This is a genomic window from Paenibacillus polymyxa (assembly GCF_001719045.1).
GTDB classification, from domain to species: domain Bacteria; phylum Bacillota; class Bacilli; order Paenibacillales; family Paenibacillaceae; genus Paenibacillus; species Paenibacillus polymyxa_B.
The window spans coordinates 2493952-2518437 of record NZ_CP015423.1; the positions used below are offsets into that span (position 1 = coordinate 2493952).

Sequence of the window (24486 nt, forward strand, 5' to 3'; positions counted from 1 at the left end):
CCTGATCGCTTCACAGGAGTAAATGTGCGATAGTGTGTGGATCAGGGATTTTTTGCTTACTCCATGCTTAAGATAGGTAGAAATGTGTGTAATAACAGGGTAGAATCATGGGTCCTAATCGGAAGCGTATGAAGGAGAGATGCATATGACAGCCCGAACAATAGAAGAGTTGGAGCAGATCCGTAGAGAGTGTAAATCCATGGTGACGAAAAGGGCTGCGGCTTCTGGTGGAGCGGTATTAGTTCCAGTTCCAGGGGCTGACGTTCTTGCTGATGTCGGCATTTTGATGCAGCTGCTGCCTGCCATTAACGGAAAATTCGGATTATCTGAGAAGCAGCTGGAAGGTCTGGACGCAGAAACAAAATCCATGGTGTATGGTTTTATCACCTCAATTGGCAGCAAGCTGATCGGGCGACTCATCACCCGTGAAGTTATCGTGCAGATTTTGCAAAAAATGGGCATTCGTATCGCTACCAAGCAGGTTAGCAAGTTTGTACCCCTTCTGGGGCAAGGGCTAGCCGCGGCAATTGGCTTTACTGCTATGCGAACCATTGGTAATCGGCATGTCGATCAATGTTATGAGGTAGCCAAACGCTTGCTGGAGCAGCGAACTGCCGCAGATACCGCGCGCAACTGGACAGTTCCACAGCAGCCTCTAGAGCCTGTGGGAGTGGATCATTTGCCAAACCGGGACCCGGAAGCAGCGATTCCACTACTGCCGGCACCCCCTAAAGATTAAGTTCTTCACATTCGAGTCAACCATCCATTTCACCCGCACGGGGTACCGCAGATCGAGACGGGTCCTGTATCCCGTGCTTTTTAGCCTTCCACCTTGGCTCCATAGGAGCGGGCCACCGCTACTGCCTGCTCGATATCCAACTTGGCTCCCGTGATGTCCAGATCTTTAAAATTCACGCCATCCATCTTCGCACCGCGCAGGTCTGTTCCTTGAAGATGGGCTTTGTGCAGTCTTACCCGGGTAAGATCCGCCTCCCGCAAATCTGCTTTTTCCAAATTGCATTCGGATAAGTCGGCTTCCTTGAATCGTATTTTTCGCAAATCTTGTTTTCTTAAATCTGCATGACGCAAATTCGTATAAGACCAGTCTCCGCCCGTAATTGTGATACCATCCATATTCGCCCCCGCAAAATCTGAACCTACCAGCTTGCAGTTATCAAATCGAACTACAAACAGATTGGCGCTGGTGAACAAACAATTGGTAAAAGCCGACTCCTTGTAGTGAGATGCATTCAGGATGGCTCCGGTAAAATCACAGTCCACAAAAGTACAGCCTTCCACGAGGGACTCATTCATCTCCACACCCCGAAAGCGACACCGGGTAAACTCACAATTTCTCCACTCGCCTTCTCTGGCATCCATTGAGCCAAAATCACGGGCTTCGTAGACCTCATCTGTATAAAAGAACATGTTCTCTCTCCTATTCCTTATTCCCTATGTTAGGAACTCAGCATTTCGGCAAGGACCGCTCAAAACCGCCCTTCATTTTTCCCAGTAAACCCTTCATCATCTTATGGTCCTGTGGCGTAAACTCAGACATACACGACCGAATCAACTTCGTATAATAAGGGACTATCTTACTTAACAGCTCTCGTCCTGCCTCTTTTAATCCGACAGTCACCATCCGTCCGTCACTCTCATGAGCCACACGTTCAATCATGCCATCTCGCTCTAATCCGTCGATCAGCCCCGTCATGGTTCCACGCGTCACATCAGCTTTTTCCGCCAACTCTGATGGTGTCATGCGATGCGGCGAATGGCAATGCAACAGGCTAAGAACAATAATCCGACCCTGAGAAGCCCCCAACTTGCTAAAATCCGTATCCATTTCTCTGAAAATACCATTAGCCAAGCGCGCAAATGTCACAAAAGTCTCTATATTATCCACTTCGGCATCTTCATGTCCAAAGCTACGCAGCACCCCGCGTATGGAGTCATTATGAAAATTAAAGTTCATAGTCTATCCATTCCTTCCTTAATCCCGCTTGTTCCATCAGCCGGTAGCTTTGCCATTCGTCAGGCAGCAAAGAAGCATATGGTTCCTTGGCAAAACGATCATCTACCAGGATCAGCAATCCTTCGTCGTGCTCTGTGCGAATCAGTCTGCCACCTGCCTGAAGAACCTTGTTCATTCCCGGATATACATACGCATAGTTGAAACCATTCCGTCCCTGTTCCGAAAAATAATTCCGCAGCACATCCCGCTCTGCTCCAATTTGCGGCAAGCCGACGCCGACGACCACTACCCCATTTAAGCGATCCCCAGGTAAATCGACACCTTCAGCAAACACACCACCCAATACGGCAAAGCCAAGCAAGGTGTGCTCTTGCCCAGGCTGGAAGGCCTCTAGGAATTGATCCCGCTCTGGTTCGGTCATCCCCGGACTTTGTACCAACGTATTTGCGGACACGTCCCGAAGCATGAATTCCTCATACACCTCACGCAGATATGGATAGGACGGGAAAAATACAAGGATATTTCCTTTCCGTTCCACAACCAATGCAGCCAGCATATCCGCAATCGCCCCTTTGGAACGCTCACGATCCCGATAACGGATGGAGAGCGGCAGCAGACGTACATCCCACTGCTCCTGATGGAAGGGCGAAGGAACCTGTAACGTATAATCTTCCTCGTTTGCTCCGAGCATGTCCCGGTAATAAGCAAGCGGTGTCAACGTCGCGGAAAAATAAATGGCTGAGCGATAGCCCTTAATAGCTTGTCCCAACAAGTGAGAAGGATCGAGGCAGAACAGCTTGACCCTCACTTCACTGCGCCCTGCTTCCACATAAGTAACGTACCGCTCATCATATAAAGCTGCAATTCGCAGCATATTCTGAGCGGTAAAATACGTATCTAGAAGCAATGCATAAGCTGTACCCTCACCGCTTGCATGGCTTGTGCTGCCCCCCGTTACCAGTTCACGTTCAGCTGCTTCCACAAAAGGCACCAACAGCTCCAGCACCTCTTGCGGTGCTGCTGTCTCTACTGCTTTTCCTGTATCTGCATATTGCTTGCGTAGCGTAATCATATGTGCGTTCACTGCACTCGCAGCCACCGCAATTTCTGGGCTTAGCAATTTAAATTCTCGTTTCAGTTCCAGAAAAGAAGATTTCAAAATTTCCGCCGAAAACATGTCCCGGCCGCGTTCGACCAGATTATGCGCCTCATCCACCAGTACAACACCTTTTCGCTTGTGCTCCTCCAGCAATCTTTTCAAAGAAATCCGTGGATCGAAAACATAATTATAATCACTGATTATACCATCCGAGGCATACGCCACATCCAGCGAAAATTCAAAGGGACATACCTTATGCTTGCGCGCATAATGCTCAATCACCGCCCGAGTCATTAACGTCTCATTCGCCAAAATATCGGAAACCGCGCCGTTGATCCGGTCGTAATAGCCCTTGCACATGCTGCATAATCCAGCATCACAATCATTTTCATCCTTGAAGCAAATTTTATCCTTCGCAGTCAATGTCACCACATGCATGTGCAGCCCTTGAGCCTGCATTCTGGCGTAAGCTTCTTCGGCTGCTGCCCGAGTGGTGGTACGAGCCGTCACATAATATACTCGTCTCACCAATCCTTCGCCGATCGCCTTGATCGCAGGAAACAAGGTGGATACCGTTTTACCAATACCTGTAGGTGCTTTGGCAAACAGGTTAACCCCTTCGGCAATCGTCTTGTACACCGAACCCGCGAGCGTTCGCTGACCCGAACGATACGTGTCAAAGGGAAAGTTCAACATAGCAATGCTGGCATCCCGCTTTTCCGCATGTGCTCTCAGCAGAAATGCATACGGAGCATAATCAGCAATCATCTCCTGTGCAAAAGCTTCTAGCTCAGTAAAGGATAGTTCCCGTCTGAATCGGCGAATGTCTTCACTGTGTGCCTGTACATAAGTAAGCTGCACCTGCATCGAATGATGTTGTTCCTCACGAGCAATCATATAGGCATACAGAAATGCTTGTGCCCAGTGTACAGGTTGGCCGTCACCCTGAATATCTTCGAGTGGCAAAGAGATCGATTTAATTTCATCGACCGTCCATACGCCATCCAGCTCAATCAGTCCGTCACAGCGGCCTTCAATGATAAACAATTCGTCCTTATACGGAATTTCTGTACGTAAATGTACCTCTTTGCGGTCATGCTCCTTGTAACCTTTCTGGATAACCTGATGCACGCGAGTTCCTTCGAGCATACTGCTATTCGATCGAAAGCCGCTATGAATGCTGCCGCTCCGATGCACATATTCCACAAGTGGACGCACCGATATGTGAATTGGTTCCTTCATACGATCACCCGTTCCGGTCATAGTCCTTTCACTGTACCACGTAGATAAACGAAACGTAAGGGACATAAGAATCGTTTGTATTCAATTGGTATTCACTCATGCCTACTTTTTACCGAAATATAGAAACGGGGCCTTTTGCTTTATTCCCCACGATACTACAACTCTCATTACAGCATAAAGGATAGGGATATGTTAAAAGAATTAATTAACAATTTTGCGTTATTAACAAGCTTCTTATTCTTTGGAAATTTATTTTTCCGGAAATATGAACGTTACCTAAAAAAACATATATTCATTTATCGGGTAATGAACGGTTTAATGCTGGGTCTGTTTGGCATTCTGTTAATGATGACCGGTTTATGGGTCCGTGGGCACTTTGTGGTCGATCTGCGCCAATTGGCGATTATCATATCTGTTTATATGGGAGGATCGGTATCCGGTCTGCTGACCACCTTGATCATAAGCCTGTACCGTATTTACATCACAGGTGGTTGGACAGATGTTTCTCTGACTGCTGCCGTCAATTGTTTCATGACACTGGGCATTTCACTTATCTTTATTCGAGAAAAAAGCCTAACACTCCGCAAGTGGATGTCGGCCGTACTTGGAGCTGCTGTAGTGTCGCTGTTATCTACTTTCTTTGTAGTTAACCCTCCTGATAATGAATCTATTATAATAATCACAACTGTTAAGTTGCTTGGCGGCCTGTTCACTTATTTTATGATGTCCTATATCAAAAAAACAGAACGGGCTGTTCATCTACTGGAAGAAGCTGCAAATCGGGATCATTTAACCGGACTCTACAGTCCACGTGCTTTCGATGCGCTATTTGAAGAGGTCTTTCATACTTCCAAGACTACAAAACAACCCTTTGGACTCGTGATGCTGGATATTGACCACTTTAAAAATATTAATGATACGTATGGTCATTTGAACGGAGATACCGTCTTAAGCCAATTGGGAATGCTGTTAACCCGGGAATCTACAACGAGGGCGTACCCCTCCCGTAAGGGCGGAGAGGAATTTGCCATTCTGATTGGAAATTGTGATAGTCAGAAAGCAGCAAGCTTTGCCGAAAAAATTCGGAAAGCTGTGGAAAATGAACGTTTTCTTTTGAATGACGGAACCTCGATCTCTCTAACCGTATCCATCGGAGCAGGCAGTTCACCTGTCATTGCATCGAGGCACTTACTGGAAAAGTCAGATGAGGCATTATATGAAGCTAAGCGTTCAGGACGCAATCAGGTGAAACTGGCAAAACCATAGATATTAGTCGCTAAATGTCAGGAAAGCTGGATTATTGTTAATAAAAAGTGGTAAAATGGAAATAACATCGTTATCAAAAAAACTTCTGCCGCTAGTGGAGACATGCCTTACAATCGACATGGGGGGTGGGCTTTGTGAACCTCGAACAATTGGAAAAACTCATGGAAAAAGAACGCCGTGAACTGAATCGCATGGCTGACTTACACGGATTAAAAGATGAACGTGTATTGGACAAATCCTCCAGACTTGACCGTATTATGGACAAGTACCTTCACACCAAGCGTGCAATAAACCAAACACACTCATAGAAGCAAGCTACATCGCTGCCCCTCAGGGCAGCTTTTTTATGATGTAAGCAGTATTCGTCCTCCTTCGGTACACATCTGCATCGTACTCACCTTCTCGCGGAATGACTACTTCCCGCCATATTCCGTCCGCAACAATTGCTGTGTGAACGATATCCATTCTCTGGCGGCAAAGGACAGATAACGATCGTTCCGCCAGATCATCCCCAAATGCCAAGGAATGACGGGGTCCACCAATGGAAGAACACGCAAGCGCTCAGAATCCAGATCTCGGCAAATGGCCTCCGGCAACAGAGCTACCCCCAGATTTGCAGCAACCATTTCGCTAATCAGATCCCATTGTGAGCTTTCGTAGACTACACGCGGCTGAAAGCCAGCACGGACACATTCGGCAATGATACGGTCATGCAGCGTAAAATCCTCACGGAACAGTACAAACGCCTCCTCCGCTAACGCAGATAACGGTACCTCCTTGCACTCTGCCAATGCATGCGTAGGATGAACGAGCAAATTCAGCTTTTCCTCCACAAACAGAAATGTCTCAAACATATCTCCAACCGCAGGCAGCACAATCACCCCGATATCCAATGCTCCGGCTTCTACGTCCTGTTCCACTTTCTTCGCCCCGTCCTCAAATAATTGAATGGTCACATCAGGATATGCCTTATGAAATTCTCCAATGACACGCGGAAAAAAGCTCGATCCGACCATAGGGGGCAGGCCAATACGGATATGTCCTTTTTTCAGGTTCATCAAATCACTCAGCTCCGAGGACAGGCTCTGAAAGGACTTTACAATCGCTTGTGCTTGAAGCTCAATTACCTTGCCCGCATCCGTCAGTTCGATTCTTTTGCCAATTCGGTCGAACAAAGCGACCCCCAGTTCATCTTCCAGACTTTTAATCGTCTTACTGATCGTCGGCTGGGTAATAAACATGCTCTGGGCTGCCTTTGTAAAGCTACGCAATCGCGCGACTTCCAAAAAATATTGTAAATGTCGGATATCCAAACCTACACCTTCTCCCATAGACAAACAGAATAGATTACATTCTTTATATGCATTTTACTCATGAAAGCTTGTGATGTAAAATTTCATTACAGTTTGAAAATAACCGATCTCAAAGATAGGAGCCATTATATATGAAAAGCTTCATACGCGGTGTCCTCCAGATCGCCGTCCTGATGGCCTTTTCGCTCATCCTGAACGCGGTAGTCTCCTGGCTCCACCTGCCTGTACCCGGTAGTATCATTGGTATGCTGATCCTTTTTATTCTGCTGCAAACCGGCTTGGTCCGGCTAAGCTGGATTGAAGTTGGCGCAAACTGGTTGCTGGCCGAGCTGCTATTATTCTTTATTCCCTCCGCTGTCGGCGTTATGAATTATTGGCCGATGCTGGAACACGATGGTATGAGCATCATGCTGGTCGTGTTGCTCGGCACCTTTCTGGTGATGGCCTGCACAGGTATGGTCGCCAGTCTGCTTGGTAAACGAAAGGAGCATAAATCATCATGACCGGTCTTCTATGTATTATATTGACACTCGCTATTTACTGGATGGCCAAACGCATGTACCGCACACTGCCCAAGGTGTATTTGTCTCCATTGCTCATTACACCTGTTGTTATCATTTTGATTTTGACGCTGACGGGTGTGAACTACCGTTCTTATAATTCGGGCGCCCACTTGCTGTCCATGCTGCTACAGCCAGCTACGATTGCATTTGCTGTCCCTTTGTACCGATATTTCCCTGTGTTAAAAAAACATGCTACACAAATCGTGCTTAGCGTGCTGTCTGGGTCCGTTGTAGCCGTGTTGTCCTCCATGGCGCTTGCCAAGTGGATGCATCTGAATTCTTCGCTGCTGAGCAGCCTGATTCCTCGCTCCATTACGACACCCATTGCGATGAATGTATCGCAAACGATTGGCGGCAATCCGACGGTCACGGCTGTATTCGTTATTCTGACCGGATTGAGCGGTCTTATTATCGGTCCGATGATTGTAAAACTGTTCCGTATTGAAAATGAAGTCTCACGTGGGGTGCTGCTCGGTACCGGTGCTCATGGTACTGGCACTTCCAAAGCCTTCGAGTTCAGTTCGCTGACGGGGACGATATCCAGCATCTCGATGGTGCTCGCCGCTCTCTTTACCTTGGCAGCCGCCCCGTTCCTGTTCCACTTGATGCTGTAAGCAATCTGTATACAAAGAAGCAGCGATTCTCCTGTTAATGGAGAATCGCTGCTTCTTTGTGCTTTCGGTCCATGTCTTAAAGCAATGGACGGCTCAAGGATATACATCCCTTGCGGTCTCAAATAGCTTCAACGTCGCCGGGTTTCGCCTCTACCTCTACAGGCGTTACAGCTTCATACAGGTAAGCATCCAGCTCAGCCGTATATTGTCGTTCTTGTGCGGCGCTCCAGCCTGCATGTTCGGACATTAATGCAATGGCGGGCTGTTTCCAGCGCTTCACCTCGTCAATTTGGAAGAACAGCGCCCCGGTTCGGCGTATGAAAAAATCAGACGGTGTCACCGTCATTTCCTGTTCCATCGCATACAGGAGCGGGACACGCACTTCCACAGGCAGCGCTGCTTCCTTCTCGGTAGCCTCCTTCATGCTCCGTGCCGCTATGGCAAACAGCCGCTCTGTGTTGGAGCCATAGCGGGTTGCCCATGCTCTAGCCGTTTCCAGCGACAGGCCGAGCGCAACACCCGCTGCGGATTGCTTGCTCACGAAGGCGTCCCAGCCCGCCGATCCGCCTACGCTGCCGCCTGAAATCGGGATATGCCTGGTGCGACATGCCCGGAAGCTTTGCCCGTGCAAGCGTCCCAGCTCCCGTACCGCACGATCCACGACGAGTTCGGACATTTTCCGGTAGCCCGTCAGCTTGCCGCCTGCAATCGTGATCAGACCTGAACGGGATTCCCAAATTTCGTCCTTGCGTGAAATTTCCGAAGGACTTTTACCGTCTTCATAAATGAGCGGCCTTACCCCTGCCCAACTGGATTCTACATCCGTAACAGTCAGTTTCACATCTGGGAACATTCCGTTGATCGCTTGAAGCACATAGGCCCGATCTTCGGCGGTCATCCGAGGGTGCGCCGTATCCCCTTCATACACCGTGTCGGTCGTACCTGCATAGGTTTTTCCATCACGTGGGATGGCAAATACCATGCGTCCATCCGGTGTATCGAAGTACACTGCCTGTTTGAGTGGAAAGCGCTCAGCATCGAACACCAGGTGAATACCTTTCGTCAGGCGTAGCACCTTGCCCTCTTTGGAGCGATCCATTTCCCGCAACGTATCTACCCATGGTCCGGCCGCATTAATAACCAGTGAAGCTCGAATTTCGTATGGCTTTCCCGTTACCCGATCCGTTACGCTTGCGCCGCTTATTCGTCCGCCGTCATACAGCAGCTTGTCAGCCTTGGCATAGTTCACCGCCAGCGCCCCTCGTGTAACAGCTTCCTTCATGACCTCAATCGTCAGGCGAGCATCATCTGTGCGGTACTCCACATAGCTGCCGCTCCCCTTCAGTCCATCACGCTTCAGCAAAGGCTCGCGCTCTAGCGTAGCCTGGATGTCCAGCATACGACGGCGCTCACTACGCTTAACACCAGCAAGGAAATCATATACTAGCAGCCCGACAGAGGTGGTGAATGCGTTAAACGTGCCGCCCTTGTGAAAAGGAAGCAGCATACGCTCCGGTATGGTCACATGTGGGCCATTTTCGAATACGATGGCCCGCTCCTTCCCGACCTCGGCTACCATCTTAACTTCAAACTGCTTCAAATAACGAAGACCACCATGCACTAGCTTAGTCGAGCGGCTGGACGTACCTGCTGCAAAATCCTGCATCTCCACCAGTGCTGTCTTCAAACCACGATCCGCCGCATCCAGCGCAATCCCCGCCCCTGTAATGCCGCCGCCAATGATTAAAATATCAAAATGCTCATGTCCCATACGTTCCAAAACAGCGGTTCTCTCCTGCGCAGCAAATCCCTGTTCTCCCATCATGTATCCCTCCAGCTTTGTATATATTCACGATGCAATCTGCCAACCGAATCATCATAAGGTACAAAAAAAGACCACGAACATCGCTGCGGCGGATGCCGAGCGGTTCATGGTCTCTCCAAGTCTCCTGACGAGTATTAACTTATCTATATCGTAGCACACACGATACGCTATGAAAAGGGAAATCTGCCTGTTGTCAGATGGCTACCTTCTATCGTAAAACCATCCCTACTTGAACGCCATTGCGGCATGAACTGCCTTTTTCCAGCCACCATAAAGCCCAGTCCGCACGTCTTCACTCATGGACGGAGTAAAGGTATGATCACTCTGAGCATATCCCCGGACTTCATCCAGACTGCTCCAAAACCCAACTGCCAGTCCCGCTAAATACGCCGCACCGAGTGCAGTTGTCTCGTTCACAGCAGGTCGTTCTACAGGCAGATCGAGAATATCGCTCTGGAACTGCATCAGGAACTCGTTCATCACTGCACCTCCATCTACACGCATTGAACGCACAGGTACACCCGAATCGCTCGCCATGGCAGTTAGGACATCTTTAGTCTGGTAGGCCAGCGATTCCAGTACCGCTCGTATAAAGTGCTCCTTGGTCGTTCCCCGCGTCAAACCAAATGTCGCGCCGCGCACGTCACTGTCCCAATACGGGCTGCCCAGACCCACAAAGGCTGGGACAAAATATACCCTTTCCGTCGAGGTCACACGCGCCGCATACGCTTCACTATCTTTGGCTTCGCGGAACATACGCAACCCATCACGCAGCCACTGGATAGCAGATCCGGCTACAAAAATGCTGCCCTCCAGCGCATACTTTACCTGACCATTCAGCCCCCATGCAATCGTCGTAATCAGTCCATGCTCCGAGTCACAGGGTTCATCTCCGGTGTTCATCAGCATAAAGCATCCCGTACCGTATGTATTTTTAATCATGCCCTTGTCAAAGCACCCCTGACCGAACAGAGCTGCTTGCTGATCACCCGCCGCTCCGGCAATAGGAATTTCCTGCCCAAAAAAGTGATAATCCACCGTATGCGCATATATCTCAGAAGATGATTTCACCTCTGGTAGCATAGACGCAGGAACGCCGAGAATATCCAGCAGCTCCTCATCCCATTTTAGCTCATAAATGTTGTACATGAGTGTGCGGGCCGCATTGGAGTAGTCCGTTACATGTGCTTTACCACCAGACAATCTCCAGATTAGCCAGGTATCAATCGTACCCAACAGCAAATCCCCGCGCTCCGCTTGAGCTCGTGCCCCTTCGACGTTGTCGAGTATCCATTTGACCTTGGTGCCAGAAAAGTAGGGATCAATGAGCAGTCCCGTTTTGCTATGAAAAATATGATCAAATCCACGGCTTTTCAATTCCTCGCAGATCCCTGCTGTTTGCCGTGACTGCCATACCAGCGCATGATATACAGGCAGACCCGTATGTTTATCCCACACCACTACGGTTTCCCGTTGATTCGTAATACCAATCCCGGCAATTTGGCTGGCTTTCACACCTGATTCCGACAAGCAGGAGGCGATGACGGCCAAAATAGAGCTCCATATTTCATTTGCGTTTTGCTCTACCCACCCCGGCTGGGGAAAATACTGTGGGAACTCCCGTTGTGCCTTGTATACCACTTTTCCCTGCCGATCAAACAAGATGGCCCGCGAACTGGTTGTGCCCTGATCCAAGGCAAGAATGTATTGCTCCATCGTTTCCCAGCCTCCTTGCATATTTATGTATTGTTGCCCACTTGATTCAAATAAAAGCTATTGCTTATAATGCTCGAACAGTTGTTTATTGGAGGTCGTAACTGCTGTAGCTCCCGCAGCCAACGCCGCTTCCACATCCTCAGGGGTGCGAATAAGTCCGCCCGCCAAAATAGGAATGCCCGTGCGTTCGCTGACCTCCTTAATCATCGGCGGAACAACACCGGGCAGCACCTCAATATAATCAGGTCGTGTTTTTTCCACCAGCGCGTAGCTTTTTTCCAGCGCAATCGTATCGAGCAGGAACACCCGCTGTACAGCAAGAATCCCCTTCTTTTTAGCGGTTGCGATCACCCCGGATCGGGTCGAAATAATCCCAAATGGCTTAATTTCCTGACACAAATATTCAGCCGCATACTCGTCATTCTTCAAGCCTTGCACCAGATCGGCATGCAGGAGCATTTGCTTGCTGCGACTCCTAGCCATCTGGTACAGGTTGCGTAGCTGCGCTACATGCGTATCCAGAAAAACAGCATACTCATAAGAACTGTCCAAAATACCCTCCAGCTGCTTCATATGCTTAGCTGCAGGTAAAATGCGTTGTCCCTGAAATGGCATGGATATCCCCCTTAGGCTGAATGTCGGTCAAACTCGTTCAAATTTTATATTATCACTCTGTTCGACGAACGTGAAGCGGTTTCATTGCAGATATGTATAAAGGCTGCCTTCCCTGCAATAGATGTCAGCAGGAAGAAGACAGCCTAATCGTTCAAAGGAACTGGATCAAATCACACGACGGCACCCTTAAAATGCTCTATAGTGTACTAGCCCTCAAACCCTTGGCGCAGCCATGAGGTAGCGAGCGTGATCGCACCGCGCTTGGCCGCGGTTTCCGACAATGGGTTCAGCATCACAAAGTCGTGGATGATGCCCTGAAAGCGTGCAGCGGTTACCTCTACCCCTGCTTCACGCAGCTTGTTCGCATAGGCCTCACCTTCATCGCGCAGCACATCGGCCTCGCCTGTAATGACCAGCGCACGCGGTAGCCCGTTGAGCTGCTCTGTGGTGGCACGTAACGGGGACGCCGTAATCTGCGCTCGTTCATTGGGATCTGTCGTATATTGATCCCAAAACCATTGCATTCCTTCGCGGCTCAGGAAATATCCTGTGGCGAACTCCTGGTAGGATTCTGTGTCAAAGGAAGCGTCCGTCACCGGATAAAATAACAACTGCTGCCGGATGGCAGGACCACTGCGTTCTTTGGCCAGCAGCGTTACAGCCGCGGTCATGTTGCCGCCGACACTGTCTCCGGCTATCGTCAGCGTATCGGGCTTCAGTCCATGCTCGCGCCCATGCTGCGTCACCCATTGAACGACCGCGTAAATTTCCTCAATCGCCGTCGGATATTTAACTTCAGGTGCCAAGCTGTATTCCGGGAATACAACGGCTGCCTGTGAGCCGACTGCCAATTCACGAATCAGACGATCATGCGTGTGGGCATTACCGAATACCCAGCCGGCTCCGTGAATATATACAATGACCGGCAGATCGCTTGTCACTTGTTGTGGACGAACAATTCTGACCTTTACCTCACCGCCAGGCCCACCTGGAATAGTTAGATCTTCTACATCTGCGGCAGGTTTGTCTGCTGGACCGGATTGAACCTCATTGACCGTTTCACGTCCTTTTTCAGGACCCAAATCATATAGAAACGGAGGCTTGGCATTATCGTCTGCAAATTTCTGTGCTGCCGGTTCAAGCTGTACTTTTTTACTCATATCGGTTCACTCTTCCTTTCTTATCTGTGGGCTACATATTTCCAATAGGCTTAAGTTTGCTCATTCAGTTTCACCTTATATATTTAAACGAGTTCCTCTCTTTCCAATCGGAGGACTTTAGTTTGCCCAACAGAAGAGCTTGACTTTTATTTTGTGTTGTAACTATAATAGTTACATATTAAAGTTCGTAAATGCACTGGGTACACTTACGATCAAACGAATGAATCATCCATCATCCACATCATATTTATAGGAGGCTATCTATTATGAAAATTGCAGTTATTGGTGCAACCGGTAAAGCAGGAAGTAATATCGTAAAAGAAGCATTAGACAGAGGACATGAAGTAACCGCCATCGTCCGTGACTCAGCTAAAGTAACAGAAAGTCGTGCTACTGTAGTACAAAAAGACGTTTTTGATCTGAAAACAGATGATCTGAAAGGGTTTGACGTAGTCGTTAATGCATTTGCCGCTCCACTCGGACAAGAGCATCTGCATGTCGATGCAGGTAACGTACTAATTGAAAGCCTGCGTAATGTATCCGGTACTCGCCTGATTGTTGTAGGTGGTGCAGGCAGCTTGTTCACTGACGAATCCCAAACACTTTTGGTAAAAGATGCTCCCGGCTTCCCTGATTTCGTATATCCAACAGCAAATAACCAAGGAAAAAACCTGGAAATTTTGCGTGGTACCAGCGACCTGAACTGGACTTTCATTAGTCCTTCTGCGGAATTTGCTCTGGGTAAACGCACAGGCTCTTACCAAGTGGGAAAAGACACGCTGTTGGTTAATTCCAAAGGTGCAAGCTATGTCAGCTACGAAGATTATGCAGTTGCCGTAGTGGACGAAATCGAAAAACCACAACATCTGAACCAACGTTTCACTGTCGTATCCGAGTCCTAATTACTGTGTTCTCGCAGCACATTTAGCATAAAAAAGACCCTTTGCCCATTCTCTCATGCAGCACGCTATGAGAAATTGAACCCGAAGGGTCTTTTTGTTATGACCTGTTGATACTCTCGTTATGACTTGTCAGTGCTGACCTTCTTTTCTATATCGTGAGCGGAAGTCTCCCTCTTATCGCTAAAACACAGCTTGAGAATCGGAGGCGAAGCCAAGGTCGTCAGAATGATGGCAATGATCACCGATGTAAAATATTGCTGTGCCAACAGACCCGACTGTAGACCGGTAGCTGCGATAATAAGTGCAACCTCGCCGCGAGATATCATCCCGGAGCCGATCGCAAGGGCAGAACGGTTATCGAAGCCCGTCAGCCGCGCCCCGAGTCCTCCCCCGATTAGCTTTGTCACCAGCGCAATCAGTGTCAAAACAACAACAAATCCGAGCTGCTGCCCTACTCCCTCAAAGGAAACATTTAATCCGATGCTGACAAAAAATACAGGAACAAAGATGGAATAAGCAATGGGTTCCACCTTTTCTTCTACAACGTGCTTAAAGCTGGTTTGTGCAATGGCAATCCCGGCCGCAAAGGCTCCGATAATCCCTGCCATCCCCAACGTATCCGCAAAATACGCAAACCCAAAGCAAATAATCAACGCAGTCGTGATGACTGCTTCAGTCACCTTGAGTGGAGCAAGTATTTTCATAACCCATGGAACAACGAACCAGCCCCCCAGAATAGCTACCACGAAGAAAACTAGCTTTTTGCCAACAAGAAGTCCCAACGAAGTTTCTCCACCCATACCGAATATACTCATTACTACCACTAGCAGCACCACGACAAGCACATCATCCAGCACTGCCGCACCCAAAATGGTCGAGCCTTCCCGGGTATTCAGCTTATTCATATCCTTGAGTACCTGTACCGTAATGCTTACCGAGGTAGCACTTAGAATAATTCCTAGAAACCAGCCTTCATGCACCGAGAATCCAAAGGCTTCCCCTACACCAAAACCACAAATTAGCGGTAAAATAATACCTCCAACCGCCACAGCTACCGCAGGCTTCCAGTTACGTCGAAGTTGATCCAAATCCGTCTCCAGTCCAGCAATGAACATCAGCAGCAGCACGCCGATTTCAGACATATCATGAATCAGCGAATCATTCTGAACCCATCCTAATACGGCTGGGCCCAGGACAATTCCTGCGATCAGCTTTCCCAACACCGCTGGTTGACCGAGCTTGACGGACAAATGACCCGCGACTTTTGTGAACAGTAGAATCAGCAGAAGATATAGTATAAATTGCATAGGCTGATAACCTCCTTTTATTTAATCCTTGAACTCATCTGCGCATAACCCACAATATTGAAGATACTGATAATCATAAAATGCTAAACAAACGTGCAAAATATGTGTCTGACCTGAAACAACCAGCTCGCAAAATAAAAAGGGAAACCTGAAATACAGCACAGGTTCCCTTAAAAAAGACATAAAGGAGCCTTGGTGACAGGCTCCTCCGGTAAATTCCTATATTCTTTTAATGTTGTCGGTCATACTTGCGCAAACGAGCAATTTTATCTATTAATTATATCTCTTCTGCAAACCCGTGTAAACGTGTTGAATCAATTTTCTGCTTTTTTCACATAGCGGTCGCGGTATTCGTGGTCCAGCATACTCATCAGAATCGAATCATGGTATTCATAATTGTAGAATAAAGCATCCCGCTGCACACCTTCGCGCTGAAATCCTACTTTTTCATAGCAACGAATGGCACGTTCATTAAAATCAAATACATTCAGCTCAATCCGATGCAGATTACAGATACCGAATCCGTAATCCAGCATAAGTACAAGCGCTTCGGTGCCGTAGCCTTTCCCCTGATTTCCCTGCTCATTGATCGCAATACGGATGTTGGCACTGCGGTTCAGGCTGTCCATATCCTGCAGGGCTATATCCCCAATGACACGATCATCTTCGCGAAGCGCAATCAACAGCAACAGGCTTGAGGTGTCCTGTCCTTTAGCTTCAATATAACGGGCAATTTGATCCTTGGTAAAGCTGCGTTGTGTGCCTGTCAGCCTCCGCACATCCTGATGGAACAATGTATTATAGTATAGCTCGGTGTCCTCTACGTTAACGGGACGCAAGTACACCCGTGATCCTTCAAGTAACCGTGCCACAGGCTCTGAGGCTGAAGTTTGTTGAGTCATCATGATCTCTCCCATGCTAATAATATAAATGACGAAAATCAAAGCAAATTATTGCGCAAGTTTGACTACGCAAGGTCTGCATTTTGCTCCGTAGTCAGGCTAGAATCAGCGAGGGACTCGCGCCAAATTACGGATTGAAGCAGCAGGCCTGCCAAACCCAAGATTCCAACAGTCATCCCGATCCAGACAAAAGCCGTTCCCGCCCCTGCTATTCGGATTAATACTCCCCCTGCAAGCGGGCAAACGACCATGATTGCTCCAATCACGGTACTTTGGATACCAAAGACGCGCCCCACCATATCAGCAGGGGTTTTGGCTTGTAATATATAATTCTGGGTGATAATGTACAGGCCGTTGCCCACGCCCAGCACGGCCCCAATCATAAGCAGTCCGGGAAATCCTGTTCCGGGTCGCGCCCAGCCTAAAGCAGCAATAGCTCCGCCAACCAGTACATATCCACCACCTAGCCCCCAGCCTGCGCTTATGCGATTCAAGCGATTAAGCACAAGCATGCAGCCGACGGCGCCAGCCCCAATGGCTGAAACCAGCCAGCCAAGCAGTGATTCATTACCCGGAGCGAGCACTCGCAGCAATGTAGGGAACTGGTAGTCGATCATGAGAATGGCGATCAAGCCGAAAAGTCCGAATATAAGCGTATGCAAAAGCATTCGACTGCGCCATAAGAACGCCCAGCCCTCACGCCATTGGTTGAAAAAACGAGATGCGCGGACATGCTCCTCCTGCATTTTGGCTTCATCGGCCTTAGGCGCTGTATGGGCAGCCGCCTTTCCTTGCTGCCCGGCTGCAACAGCTTGTTGGTCTGCGCTGGCCAGCGCCGGACCGATTCCGCGGAGCGGCCACAGCAACAGGCCGGAACAGAGACGCAGCAATGCATTGAGAATAATGCATGCCTGAGGGGACAACACAGTCAAGGTCATAGCGCCCAGTAATGGCCCTGCCACTTTGGAGGCCTGATTGACCAGCCCATTCAGCGAGGTCGCCCGAAACAGGTCGTCGCTGGCGACTACCGTGCGGGTTAAGCCTTGCTGTGAAGGCATTTGGAATACGCCAGCCGCCGCGCGCAGACCGAGCAAAGGCAGCAGCCACGCCGGGCCCGGGACGGCGAGGATCGCCAGCGTCAATAAGGCGATAGCTGCATCGCAGACGATCATCAGCCTGGCCTTGTGTACCCGGTCGGCTAACGTGCCCGCGATGGAACCCAGCAGCAGACCCGGTAGGGCCATCACTACCGGAATCAGCGCAATCATCATAGGGTCGGCTTCCCAGCGATAGGCAACAAGCACCTGAATGGCGATAGCATCAAACCAATCGCCAAAGGAGGCAGCCGTGTGCGCCGCAAACATCCGCCGAAAACGGCCATTGCGCCAAATGCTAGGCGTGGATTGCAGTTCTTTCTTTTCCTTCATTATCTACTCACCCTGCTCTCATTTTCAGCTTCTTTAGCAATAAGAACATTCTAGCGGGTCTATATCAGAGGAAAATCAGACAGCTAAAAACATCAGACAACAGAAAGTGTTTGCTCCAACCAGTGCCTTAGCGCCTGACGATGCAGTGTTAAACTGTTGTCCCGGTCAAGCCGATCATATTGAGCCGCATATTTCTCTTCCAGCGTGGGATAGGTGCCACAGAGCTTCAAAAAACCGCGGATTTGGCAGACCGCCTTGATTTTTAGCAATTCCTGTTTAGCCATATCAAGGGTATCCAGCCCTTCATCCATAAGCCGCTCGGCGTTGTTCACATCTCCAGTACGCAAAAACATAAGTCCGCGCATCATGCGATAACGGCCCAGTTCGCGTAAATACGGAGCCTCCGACAGCATGCCTTCCAGACGATCAGACAGTTCCGCAGCCTTTTCCATATGATTGGAAACCAGATGCATGTACATCTCCATCAGTGCAACAGGCATCACAAATTTATCGAGATTATCCCGTTCCATTACCCTCAAGGTTAGTGGTAGACCTTCCTGTGCGCGTTCAGGTTCTCCATTTTCCACATAAGCCTCCAAGATGTTGAGAATGCGTAATTCCCGTTCCTGTTCACTGGACAGCAGCCTGCTGGAAAGCGCACACTCACATAGAGCAATCTCCTCATCCGTTACCCCTGCTGTGCCCGTAAATAGCAGCAACATCCAATACAATCGGTCTACAGGGGCAAAATCCTCCCGCTTCAAGAACCAGGACACATCCGCCTGTACAAAACGGGTATACATTTGATAAAAGGCGGACATTTGAAAACCCAACTGCTCCTGCTGGGCAGCCAGCGCTACGATGGAATTCCCCTGCCCCAACAGCTGGTATTTCCGGAAAAGTCCATGTACGGCGTCCTGCACCTCCTGATCGAGCAAGGACGGATGATTCTGTGGCTGCACGTCAGTCAAGGTCAAGCTGTAGCCATACCCTCTAACCGTATGAATACGGAGCCCATCCCATGACTTCAGTTTTTTGCGCAATCTATAGATATGATCATCCACCGTACGTTCCACCGGATACTCCAGCGGCCACACACGATTCAGCAGTTGTTCCCGGGTGAACACCTGACTCCGGTTATCGTACAGAAAGCGCAACAGCGCAAATTCTTTAGCCAACAACATAACACGATCTGCATTACAGACCACACTGTAGCCATCTGCATCAAATTGTAGCCTGATCATCCACCTCGCCTCCGACATATCGTTTCTTAGCTGCACCCAGCCCTATAAACATAAGCAACACACTCAGATACAAGAGCAGCAGCAGTGGGATTGTCCAGCCTTGCGTCGCATCATGCAAATAACCGAACAGTGTCGGCCCGGTCGCTGCTAGCAAATAACCAAAGGATTGTGCCATACCAGACAGCTCTGCTGCCTGCTGCGGTGTCCGCGTCCGCAAATTAAAGAACATCATCACTAACGGGAAAGCAAAACCACCCGCTATACCGATACAAATGACCCAAATCACACTCCACTGTGTAGCCCCAAGCAGAAATCCACCCAGACCGATAAAATACAGCGCAGCCATAATTAGAACCAATACCCGCTGATCCTTTACCCGCGCTGCCCAAATAGGCACAATAAAAGTAAATGGCATTTGTGAAAACTGCAGCACGGACAGCATCCATCCCGCAGTCTCTGAATCCATCCCCTGTCCGCTCATCATTTCGGGAAACCAAGCGGCAGGAACATAGAACAGGGCAGATTGCAGCCCCATAAACAGCGTCACCTTCCAAGCCAAAGACGATGTATACACATTCACAGTTCGGGCAGACACTGCCGCTTTATTGGCTGTTTTGCGGGCCTTAAGGAGTTGGGGCACCCAGAGTAAGATTCCTACGACACCCACAATCGCCCATATTCCCAGAGCACCGCGCCAGCCCATACCTCCGTTCAGAGCCAGCGGTATACTCAGCCCGGATGCTGTTGCAGCAACCACATTCATGGATACTGAGTATACGCCGGTCATCAGTCCGCTGTTGCGAGGAAACTCCTCTTTGATCAGACTGGGCAGCAACACATTACACACGGCAATAGCCAGTCCCAGCATGGCGGTCCCGACAAATAATGCGGTCACCCCCAGCGTTGAGCGCACCACAATACCTGCGGTCAACAGCAGCAAGGCTGTAAAAATAATAAGAGATGACCCGAAGCGGCGCGACAGTTTAGCTACAAAAGGCGACAACAGGGCAAAAGCCAGCAACGGCAATGTCGTTAATAGGCCACTCAGTGTATTCGAAATATGCAAAGAATCCTTAATCAAACCGATAAGAGGTCCTACCGAGGTAATCGAGGCGCGCAGATTGGCACCTACCAGAATGATCCCTATGGCAAGCACCCAAGGACCGGCATGCCACAAAGATTTGTATACCAAAGCTCGTTGGTGTTGCTGTGAACTCATCTCTCCATTCTCCAATCTATCTGTGTTATGCTCAAAGGCTCCAACCAAGTGTACGGCTGGAGCCTAGCAACTTTTCTCTCATTAAATTATAAAGGCATTCGTGCCATATGCATAGGACGGATCGAAACAGCGCTCCAAGTCTTCAAGTTCAGCATATAGCTTCATTAAAAAATAAAAGCTGCCTGAAAGGATAGTTCCCTTTTGAGGCAGCTTTCAGTTCATAAACTTCGATGCGACCAGCGCTGCTTAACGTACCAGCCAGCCGCCGTCCACCGCCAAGATATGACCGTTCATGTAGTCGGAACCCTGACTGGCGAGGAAAACCACAACTCCCATCAAATCAGACGGATCGCCCCAACGACCCGCAGGAATACGCGACAAGATTTCTTGATTGCGACTTTCATCCGCACGGATTGGAGCTGTATTTGCCGTAGCAATATAACCCGGCGCAATCGCATTAATCTGAACGTTATGAACCGCTAGCTCGTTCGCAAATGCCTTGGTCAAACCAGCTACCGCATGCTTGCTCGCTGTATACGGCGGAACGAACTTGCCACCCTGAAAAGCAAGCATAGAAGCGACATTGATAATCTTCCCGCTTTTTTGCTCTACCATCACCTTTGCCACTTCCTGGCTCAGGTGATATACGGCATTCAGGTTAATCTCCATAACAGCGTCCCAATCCTCATCTTTATACTCCAGCAGAGGGGCGCGACGAATCGTACCTGCATTGTTTACAAGGATATCAATTTTACCGAATTCATTGACGCATTCTTCTACAATTTTCTTAATGGATTCTTTCTCTGTCAGATCAGCCTGATAAAAGGCAACCTTCACACCCGTTGGCTCCAGCAAACGTCTTGTTTCTTCATATTCATCATTGTTAGCTACAATGAACAGATTTGCACCTGCTTTGGCCAAGGCTACGGAATATCCTTGACCCAAACCAGTGTTGCCTCCTGTTACAATCGCCGTTTTACCTTTTAGACTGAAAAAATCCAATGAAAAATTGTCCAGACCCATGCCTACGCCTCCATCACAAATTAGTATAAAAACCTATAATTCCTGAAGCCTACAGCGCTGCGCGTACTTCCTTATATTTAGCTACATAACGTGCTGCATTTTCTGTGATCAAGTCGTAGCGACCTTCCTTGGCTGGAGCCGTCAAATTACCCCCAATTCCCACGGCTACACATCCGTTACGCAGCCAGGTTTCCATATTGTCCAGATCAACGCCACCAGTTGGCATAATCTGTACATGAGGCATTGGACCTCTGACAGCCTTAACAAAGTCCGCCCCCATTGCACTGCCTGGGAACAACTTCACGACATCGCTACCCAATTTCATGGCTTCCTTGATCTCATTCAGCGTCATACAGCCGGGCATATAAGGAATCGCGTACAAATTGCATAGCTTCGCTGTTTCTTCTTCAAAAGAAGGACTCACGACAAACTCTGCTCCGGCTAGAATAGCAATTCTTGCCGTCAGTGACTCCAGTACCGTTCCTGCACCAATCACTGCCCGATCCTTAAATTCGTCTCTCAATCTTCGAATGACCTGATCCGCATCCGGCGTCGTAAACGTAAGCTCAATATTATCCAAGCCGCCTTCAATGCAGGCTTTAGACATTAGATATGCTTCCTCCGCCGTGTTTCCCCGAATGACTGCGACGACACCTACTGAAGTGATATGTTCCAAAACTTTCTTTTTCGTCATGTTCCTGATCCTTTCCACGAATGGGATGACCATGTACCCTCAGCCACTTGCAGATTCACGCCCCAATACACTAATTGGATTAACGCAACTCGCTCATGGCAACCTGATCCATGTCTTTATATGTTTTATTTTCACCGGCCATGCCCCAAATGAAGGTATAGCTGCCCGTAGCCGCACCGCAGTGGATAGACCAAGGTGGAGAAATAACGGCTTCATCATTTTTCATCACCAGATGGCGCGTTTCGTTCGGTTCACCCATCAGGTGGAACATTCTCGCATTCTCATCCAGTTCAAAGTAGAAATACACTTCCATCCGACGGTCATGAACATGTGTCGGCATGGAGTTCCACACACTGCCGTTCTCCAACGTCGTCATCCCCATAACCAATTGGCAACTTTGAATGCCTTCATCATGGATAAAGCGACGCAACGTACGGTTGTTAGCTGTTTCCTGCGAACCCAGACTTTCAGACGGTACATCGGCAAAAGACTGCTTCGTCGTCGGATACGTGGTATGAGCCAAGGCCGAAACGATATAAAATTTCGCAGGCTTTTCACTGGAATCGCTTTCAAAGATCAACTCCTTGCCCCCTCTGCCTACATAGAGACAGTCTTTTGTGGCCAGCTCGTAAGTTTCACCGTCCACCTTGACCGTACCGCTGCCGCCGACATTAAAAATGCCCAGTTCGCGGCGCTCCAGGAAAGTTTCCGCTTTGATTTGATCGTTACCTTCCAGCGCAACAGATTTATTCACGGGATAAATGCCCCCGATAATGACACGATCTTCATGCGTATAGACCAGCTTTACCTCCTCAGGTACAAACAGTTCCTGGATCAAATAGTGCTGACGCAACTCTTCAGTCGTAAAATGCTTGGCATGTTCGGGATGAGTTGAATAACGCATTTCCATAAAAACATTCCTCCTGTTTAGATAAACTTTTTTATCAACGGAATTGTTATAAAAGCGGTTTCTAACTCTACTTCTTAGCTAGAATTGTAATAATTATCTAAGAGGGTGTCAACCCAAAACTTCACTATTCCTAGAAAAACCCTTAGTACATACGAAGTTTTACACGCTTTTTACCTTTTGATAAACAAAACCACATTTTTTTATCTGTATTACCTAAAAAGTTTTTATCCAATATATCAACTTCATCATTGTGAAAAACCGATTTATGTGATAATTTCAATTTATTCAGTTGGTGCATGCGCTTACAGATTAAGTTTACTAAACATAAGGAGGAATACAAATGACCGCAACATTGGATGCTGTTACCTTCGGAGAACCGATGGCCATGTTTTATGCCAATGAAGCAGGCTCTCTGGATGAGGTGCGTTCATTCACCAAAGCGTTGGCCGGGGCAGAGACGAATGTTTCAGCCGGTTTGGCGCGTTTGGGTCTACGGGCGGGACTCGTGACCAAACTCGGCGAGGATACGTTCGGCAAGTTCATTGCCAGTGCGCTACGTGAGGAAGGGATCGACACACAGAACGTCATGTTTACCAAAGACCACTCTACCGGAATGCTGATTAAATCCAAAGTTACAAGTGGGGACCCCGAGGTGGAATATTTCCGCAAACATTCCGCCGCTTCTACATTAAGCATCGCCGATTTTAACGAGGCTTACTTTTCCGGAGCTCGCCATCTGCATTTTACAGGTATTTCTGTCGCCCTCTCCCCTGAGTGCCGTGATTTCGCACGTCATGCACGGCAATTTATGAAAAAGGCTGGCAAAACCGTATCCTTTGATCCGAACCTCAGACCTAAGTTATGGCCTGACACGAAAACGATGGTGGAGGCGATTAATGAGGCATCTGAGGGGTGTGACTGGCTTCTACCCGGCATTCATGAAGGTAAAATATTAACAGGCTACACCTCACCGGAGGATATCGCTTCGTTCTACCTCGATCGCGGCACCTCGCTGGTCATCATCAAGCTGGGAACCGAAGGCGCCTATTACAAATCCGCAGATTCGGAGGGATATGTCAAACGTTTCCGCGTAGATCATGTCGTAGATACCGTCGGCGCAGGTGACGGCTTTGCCGCAGGTGTGATTAGTGCGCTGCTGGAGGGCTTACCCCTGGCTGAAGCGGTCAAGCGCGGGAATGCACTTGGTGCGCTGGCTGTCATGTCAGCCGGAGATATGGATGGCTATCCGACGCGAGCCGAACTGGAATCCTTTTTGCTCAGCGCCAGCACAAATTAGTCCGGGTTTATTCCCCGCATAACCTTCACCGCTATAAGCGCAAGCTCAACAAGGCCGAATCCAAAGTCAGCCTTAACTTCCAATAGCCCGTATTCGCGTTTGTACGATCTGAGCAGCATACGCATACTCAGATCGTACAAAGGAATACGGGCTATTTTTATAATATATGACAC

24 protein-coding genes are annotated in these 24486 nt (G+C 48.8%); 7 read left to right on the forward strand and 17 right to left on the reverse strand.

The annotated features are described in order from the left end of the window. Positions 1–145 precede the first annotated feature (145 nt). Positions 146–739 carry a hypothetical protein gene (locus AOU00_RS11145; protein ID WP_061830537.1) on the forward strand — a complete coding sequence of 198 codons (594 nt, stop codon included), beginning with the start codon at positions 146–148 and terminating at the stop codon, positions 737–739. 80 nt (positions 740–819) lie between these two features. On the opposite strand, the gene AOU00_RS11150 is transcribed toward AOU00_RS11145, so the two are convergent. The 3 genes from AOU00_RS11150 to AOU00_RS11160 are packed head-to-tail and all read right to left on the reverse strand — an operon-like array spanning position 820 to position 4337. Continuing rightward, complete coding sequence (locus AOU00_RS11150; protein ID WP_028540785.1) at positions 820–1428, reverse strand: pentapeptide repeat-containing protein; 609 nt, start codon at positions 1426–1428, stop codon at positions 820–822. A gap of 37 nt (positions 1429–1465) precedes the next feature. Then, positions 1466–1975 carry a MarR family winged helix-turn-helix transcriptional regulator gene (locus AOU00_RS11155; protein ID WP_013312480.1) on the reverse strand — a complete coding sequence of 170 codons (510 nt, stop codon included), beginning with the start codon at positions 1973–1975 and terminating at the stop codon, positions 1466–1468. Continuing rightward, positions 1965–4337 carry a helicase C-terminal domain-containing protein gene (locus AOU00_RS11160; RefSeq protein WP_069290630.1) on the reverse strand — a complete coding sequence of 791 codons (2373 nt, stop codon included), beginning with the start codon at positions 4335–4337 and terminating at the stop codon, positions 1965–1967. The genes AOU00_RS11155 and AOU00_RS11160 overlap by 11 nt, the downstream gene beginning before the upstream one ends. A 168-nt stretch (positions 4338–4505) precedes the next feature. Between AOU00_RS11160 and AOU00_RS11165 the strand changes: the two genes are divergently transcribed. Together AOU00_RS11165 and AOU00_RS11170 are read left to right on the forward strand one after the other, a co-directional pair. Then, on the forward strand, positions 4506–5582 hold the full coding sequence (locus AOU00_RS11165; protein ID WP_069290631.1) for a GGDEF domain-containing protein: 1077 nt from the start codon (positions 4506–4508) through the stop codon (positions 5580–5582). Between the two features lie 134 nt (positions 5583–5716). Then, positions 5717–5890, forward strand: a complete 174-nt coding sequence (locus AOU00_RS11170) for an aspartyl-phosphate phosphatase Spo0E family protein (RefSeq protein WP_013312483.1) — start codon at positions 5717–5719, stop codon at positions 5888–5890. A gap of 105 nt (positions 5891–5995) precedes the next feature. Here the strand turns inward: AOU00_RS11170 and cidR are convergent, their stop codons facing one another. Then, positions 5996–6895: a cidABC operon transcriptional activator CidR gene (gene cidR / locus AOU00_RS11175; protein WP_023990853.1), complete on the reverse strand. Its 900-nt coding sequence runs from the start codon at positions 6893–6895 to the stop codon at positions 5996–5998. Positions 6896–7026: 131 nt separating this feature from the next. On the opposite strand from cidR, the gene AOU00_RS11180 reads away from it, so the two are divergent. Beyond that, positions 7027–7398 carry a CidA/LrgA family protein gene (locus AOU00_RS11180; RefSeq protein WP_013312485.1) on the forward strand — a complete coding sequence of 124 codons (372 nt, stop codon included), beginning with the start codon at positions 7027–7029 and terminating at the stop codon, positions 7396–7398. Beyond that, positions 7395–8072, forward strand: a complete 678-nt coding sequence (locus AOU00_RS11185) for a CidB/LrgB family autolysis modulator (protein WP_061830543.1) — start codon at positions 7395–7397, stop codon at positions 8070–8072. Before AOU00_RS11180 ends, AOU00_RS11185 begins: the two co-directional genes overlap by 4 nt. 118 nt (positions 8073–8190) lie before the next feature. Here the strand turns inward: AOU00_RS11185 and AOU00_RS11190 are convergent, their stop codons facing one another. The 4 genes from AOU00_RS11190 to AOU00_RS11205 all read right to left on the reverse strand — a co-directional run bounded on the left by AOU00_RS11190 (position 8191) and on the right by AOU00_RS11205 (position 13388). Continuing rightward, positions 8191–9894 carry a glycerol-3-phosphate dehydrogenase/oxidase gene (locus tag AOU00_RS11190; protein WP_061830545.1) on the reverse strand — a complete coding sequence of 568 codons (1704 nt, stop codon included), beginning with the start codon at positions 9892–9894 and terminating at the stop codon, positions 8191–8193. A gap of 228 nt (positions 9895–10122) precedes the next feature. Next, the gene (glpK, locus tag AOU00_RS11195) at positions 10123–11613 is read right to left on the reverse strand and encodes a glycerol kinase GlpK (protein ID WP_061830547.1); all 1491 of its coding nucleotides are present in this window, start codon (positions 11611–11613) and stop codon (positions 10123–10125) included. 57 nt (positions 11614–11670) lie between these two features. Continuing rightward, entirely contained in the window at positions 11671–12228 is a 558-nt protein-coding gene (locus AOU00_RS11200; RefSeq protein WP_023990856.1) for a glycerol-3-phosphate responsive antiterminator, read from the reverse strand. A gap of 206 nt (positions 12229–12434) precedes the next feature. Then, a complete protein-coding gene (locus AOU00_RS11205) occupies positions 12435–13388 on the reverse strand; it encodes an alpha/beta hydrolase (protein ID WP_061830549.1) in 954 nt (317 codons plus the stop codon). Positions 13389–13654: 266 nt separating this feature from the next. Here AOU00_RS11205 and AOU00_RS11210 point away from each other — a divergent pair, with 266 nt between their 5' ends. Then, positions 13655–14290 carry an NAD(P)-dependent oxidoreductase gene (locus tag AOU00_RS11210; RefSeq protein ID WP_061830551.1) on the forward strand — a complete coding sequence of 212 codons (636 nt, stop codon included), beginning with the start codon at positions 13655–13657 and terminating at the stop codon, positions 14288–14290. Between the two features lie 119 nt (positions 14291–14409). On the opposite strand, the gene AOU00_RS11215 is transcribed toward AOU00_RS11210, so the two are convergent. The 8 genes from AOU00_RS11215 to kduI form a co-directional block, all read right to left on the reverse strand. Beyond that, positions 14410–15597 (reverse strand): cation:proton antiporter, encoded by a 1188-nt coding sequence (locus AOU00_RS11215; protein WP_061830553.1) that lies wholly within the window; start codon positions 15595–15597, stop codon positions 14410–14412. A gap of 314 nt (positions 15598–15911) precedes the next feature. Next, the gene (locus AOU00_RS11220; protein WP_061830555.1) at positions 15912–16502 is read right to left on the reverse strand and encodes a GNAT family N-acetyltransferase; all 591 of its coding nucleotides are present in this window, start codon (positions 16500–16502) and stop codon (positions 15912–15914) included. Positions 16503–16564: 62 nt separating this feature from the next. After that, positions 16565–17926, reverse strand: coding sequence for an MFS transporter (locus tag AOU00_RS11225; protein WP_069290632.1), 1362 nt, complete (start codon positions 17924–17926; stop codon positions 16565–16567). Between the two features lie 92 nt (positions 17927–18018). Then, a complete protein-coding gene (locus AOU00_RS11230; protein WP_061831953.1) occupies positions 18019–19170 on the reverse strand; it encodes a winged helix-turn-helix domain-containing protein in 1152 nt (383 codons plus the stop codon). Then, entirely contained in the window at positions 19151–20389 is a 1239-nt protein-coding gene (locus AOU00_RS11235; RefSeq protein WP_061831954.1) for a CynX/NimT family MFS transporter, read from the reverse strand. The genes AOU00_RS11230 and AOU00_RS11235 overlap by 20 nt, the downstream gene beginning before the upstream one ends. 246 nt (positions 20390–20635) lie before the next feature. Then, the gene (gene kduD / locus AOU00_RS11240; protein WP_061831955.1) at positions 20636–21412 is read right to left on the reverse strand and encodes a 2-dehydro-3-deoxy-D-gluconate 5-dehydrogenase KduD; all 777 of its coding nucleotides are present in this window, start codon (positions 21410–21412) and stop codon (positions 20636–20638) included. A 49-nt stretch (positions 21413–21461) separates the two neighbouring features. Beyond that, positions 21462–22106: a bifunctional 2-keto-4-hydroxyglutarate aldolase/2-keto-3-deoxy-6-phosphogluconate aldolase gene (locus tag AOU00_RS11245; RefSeq protein WP_025683172.1), complete on the reverse strand. Its 645-nt coding sequence runs from the start codon at positions 22104–22106 to the stop codon at positions 21462–21464. A gap of 79 nt (positions 22107–22185) precedes the next feature. Then, entirely contained in the window at positions 22186–23016 is an 831-nt protein-coding gene (gene kduI / locus AOU00_RS11250) for a 5-dehydro-4-deoxy-D-glucuronate isomerase (protein ID WP_061831956.1), read from the reverse strand. Between the two features lie 340 nt (positions 23017–23356). Between kduI and AOU00_RS11255 the strand changes: the two genes are divergently transcribed. Then, positions 23357–24313 carry a sugar kinase gene (locus tag AOU00_RS11255; protein ID WP_061831957.1) on the forward strand — a complete coding sequence of 319 codons (957 nt, stop codon included), beginning with the start codon at positions 23357–23359 and terminating at the stop codon, positions 24311–24313. Here AOU00_RS11255 and AOU00_RS26240 read toward each other — a convergent pair. Continuing rightward, positions 24310–24486: a hypothetical protein gene (locus tag AOU00_RS26240; protein WP_155765236.1), complete on the reverse strand. Its 177-nt coding sequence runs from the start codon at positions 24484–24486 to the stop codon at positions 24310–24312. The genes AOU00_RS11255 and AOU00_RS26240 overlap by 4 nt on opposite strands.

Excerpts from the sequence above, each read along its gene's own strand:
- AOU00_RS11145 (WP_061830537.1), top strand. The coding sequence starts at position 146 with ATGACAGCCCGAACAATAGAAGAGTTGGAGCAGATCCGTAGAGAGTGT.
- AOU00_RS11150 (WP_028540785.1), bottom strand. The coding sequence starts at position 1,428 with ATGTTCTTTTATACAGATGAGGTCTACGAAGCCCGTGATTTTGGCTCA.
- AOU00_RS11155 (WP_013312480.1), bottom strand. The coding sequence starts at position 1,975 with ATGAACTTTAATTTTCATAATGACTCCATACGCGGGGTGCTGCGTAGC.
- AOU00_RS11160 (WP_069290630.1), bottom strand. The coding sequence starts at position 4,337 with ATGACCGGAACGGGTGATCGTATGAAGGAACCAATTCACATATCGGTG.
- AOU00_RS11165 (WP_069290631.1), top strand. The coding sequence starts at position 4,506 with ATGTTAAAAGAATTAATTAACAATTTTGCGTTATTAACAAGCTTCTTA.
- AOU00_RS11180 (WP_013312485.1), top strand. The coding sequence starts at position 7,027 with ATGAAAAGCTTCATACGCGGTGTCCTCCAGATCGCCGTCCTGATGGCC.
- AOU00_RS11185 (WP_061830543.1), top strand. The coding sequence starts at position 7,395 with ATGACCGGTCTTCTATGTATTATATTGACACTCGCTATTTACTGGATG.
- AOU00_RS11190 (WP_061830545.1), bottom strand. The coding sequence starts at position 9,894 with ATGGGAGAACAGGGATTTGCTGCGCAGGAGAGAACCGCTGTTTTGGAA.
- glpK (WP_061830547.1), bottom strand. The coding sequence starts at position 11,613 with ATGGAGCAATACATTCTTGCCTTGGATCAGGGCACAACCAGTTCGCGG.
- AOU00_RS11200 (WP_023990856.1), bottom strand. The coding sequence starts at position 12,228 with ATGCCATTTCAGGGACAACGCATTTTACCTGCAGCTAAGCATATGAAG.
- AOU00_RS11205 (WP_061830549.1), bottom strand. The coding sequence starts at position 13,388 with ATGAGTAAAAAAGTACAGCTTGAACCGGCAGCACAGAAATTTGCAGAC.
- AOU00_RS11210 (WP_061830551.1), top strand. The coding sequence starts at position 13,655 with ATGAAAATTGCAGTTATTGGTGCAACCGGTAAAGCAGGAAGTAATATC.
- AOU00_RS11215 (WP_061830553.1), bottom strand. The coding sequence starts at position 15,597 with ATGCAATTTATACTATATCTTCTGCTGATTCTACTGTTCACAAAAGTC.
- AOU00_RS11220 (WP_061830555.1), bottom strand. The coding sequence starts at position 16,502 with ATGATGACTCAACAAACTTCAGCCTCAGAGCCTGTGGCACGGTTACTT.
- AOU00_RS11225 (WP_069290632.1), bottom strand. The coding sequence starts at position 17,926 with ATGAAGGAAAAGAAAGAACTGCAATCCACGCCTAGCATTTGGCGCAAT.
- AOU00_RS11230 (WP_061831953.1), bottom strand. The coding sequence starts at position 19,170 with ATGATCAGGCTACAATTTGATGCAGATGGCTACAGTGTGGTCTGTAAT.
- AOU00_RS11235 (WP_061831954.1), bottom strand. The coding sequence starts at position 20,389 with ATGAGTTCACAGCAACACCAACGAGCTTTGGTATACAAATCTTTGTGG.
- kduD (WP_061831955.1), bottom strand. The coding sequence starts at position 21,412 with ATGGGTCTGGACAATTTTTCATTGGATTTTTTCAGTCTAAAAGGTAAA.
- AOU00_RS11245 (WP_025683172.1), bottom strand. The coding sequence starts at position 22,106 with ATGACGAAAAAGAAAGTTTTGGAACATATCACTTCAGTAGGTGTCGTC.
- kduI (WP_061831956.1), bottom strand. The coding sequence starts at position 23,016 with ATGGAAATGCGTTATTCAACTCATCCCGAACATGCCAAGCATTTTACG.
- AOU00_RS11255 (WP_061831957.1), top strand. The coding sequence starts at position 23,357 with ATGACCGCAACATTGGATGCTGTTACCTTCGGAGAACCGATGGCCATG.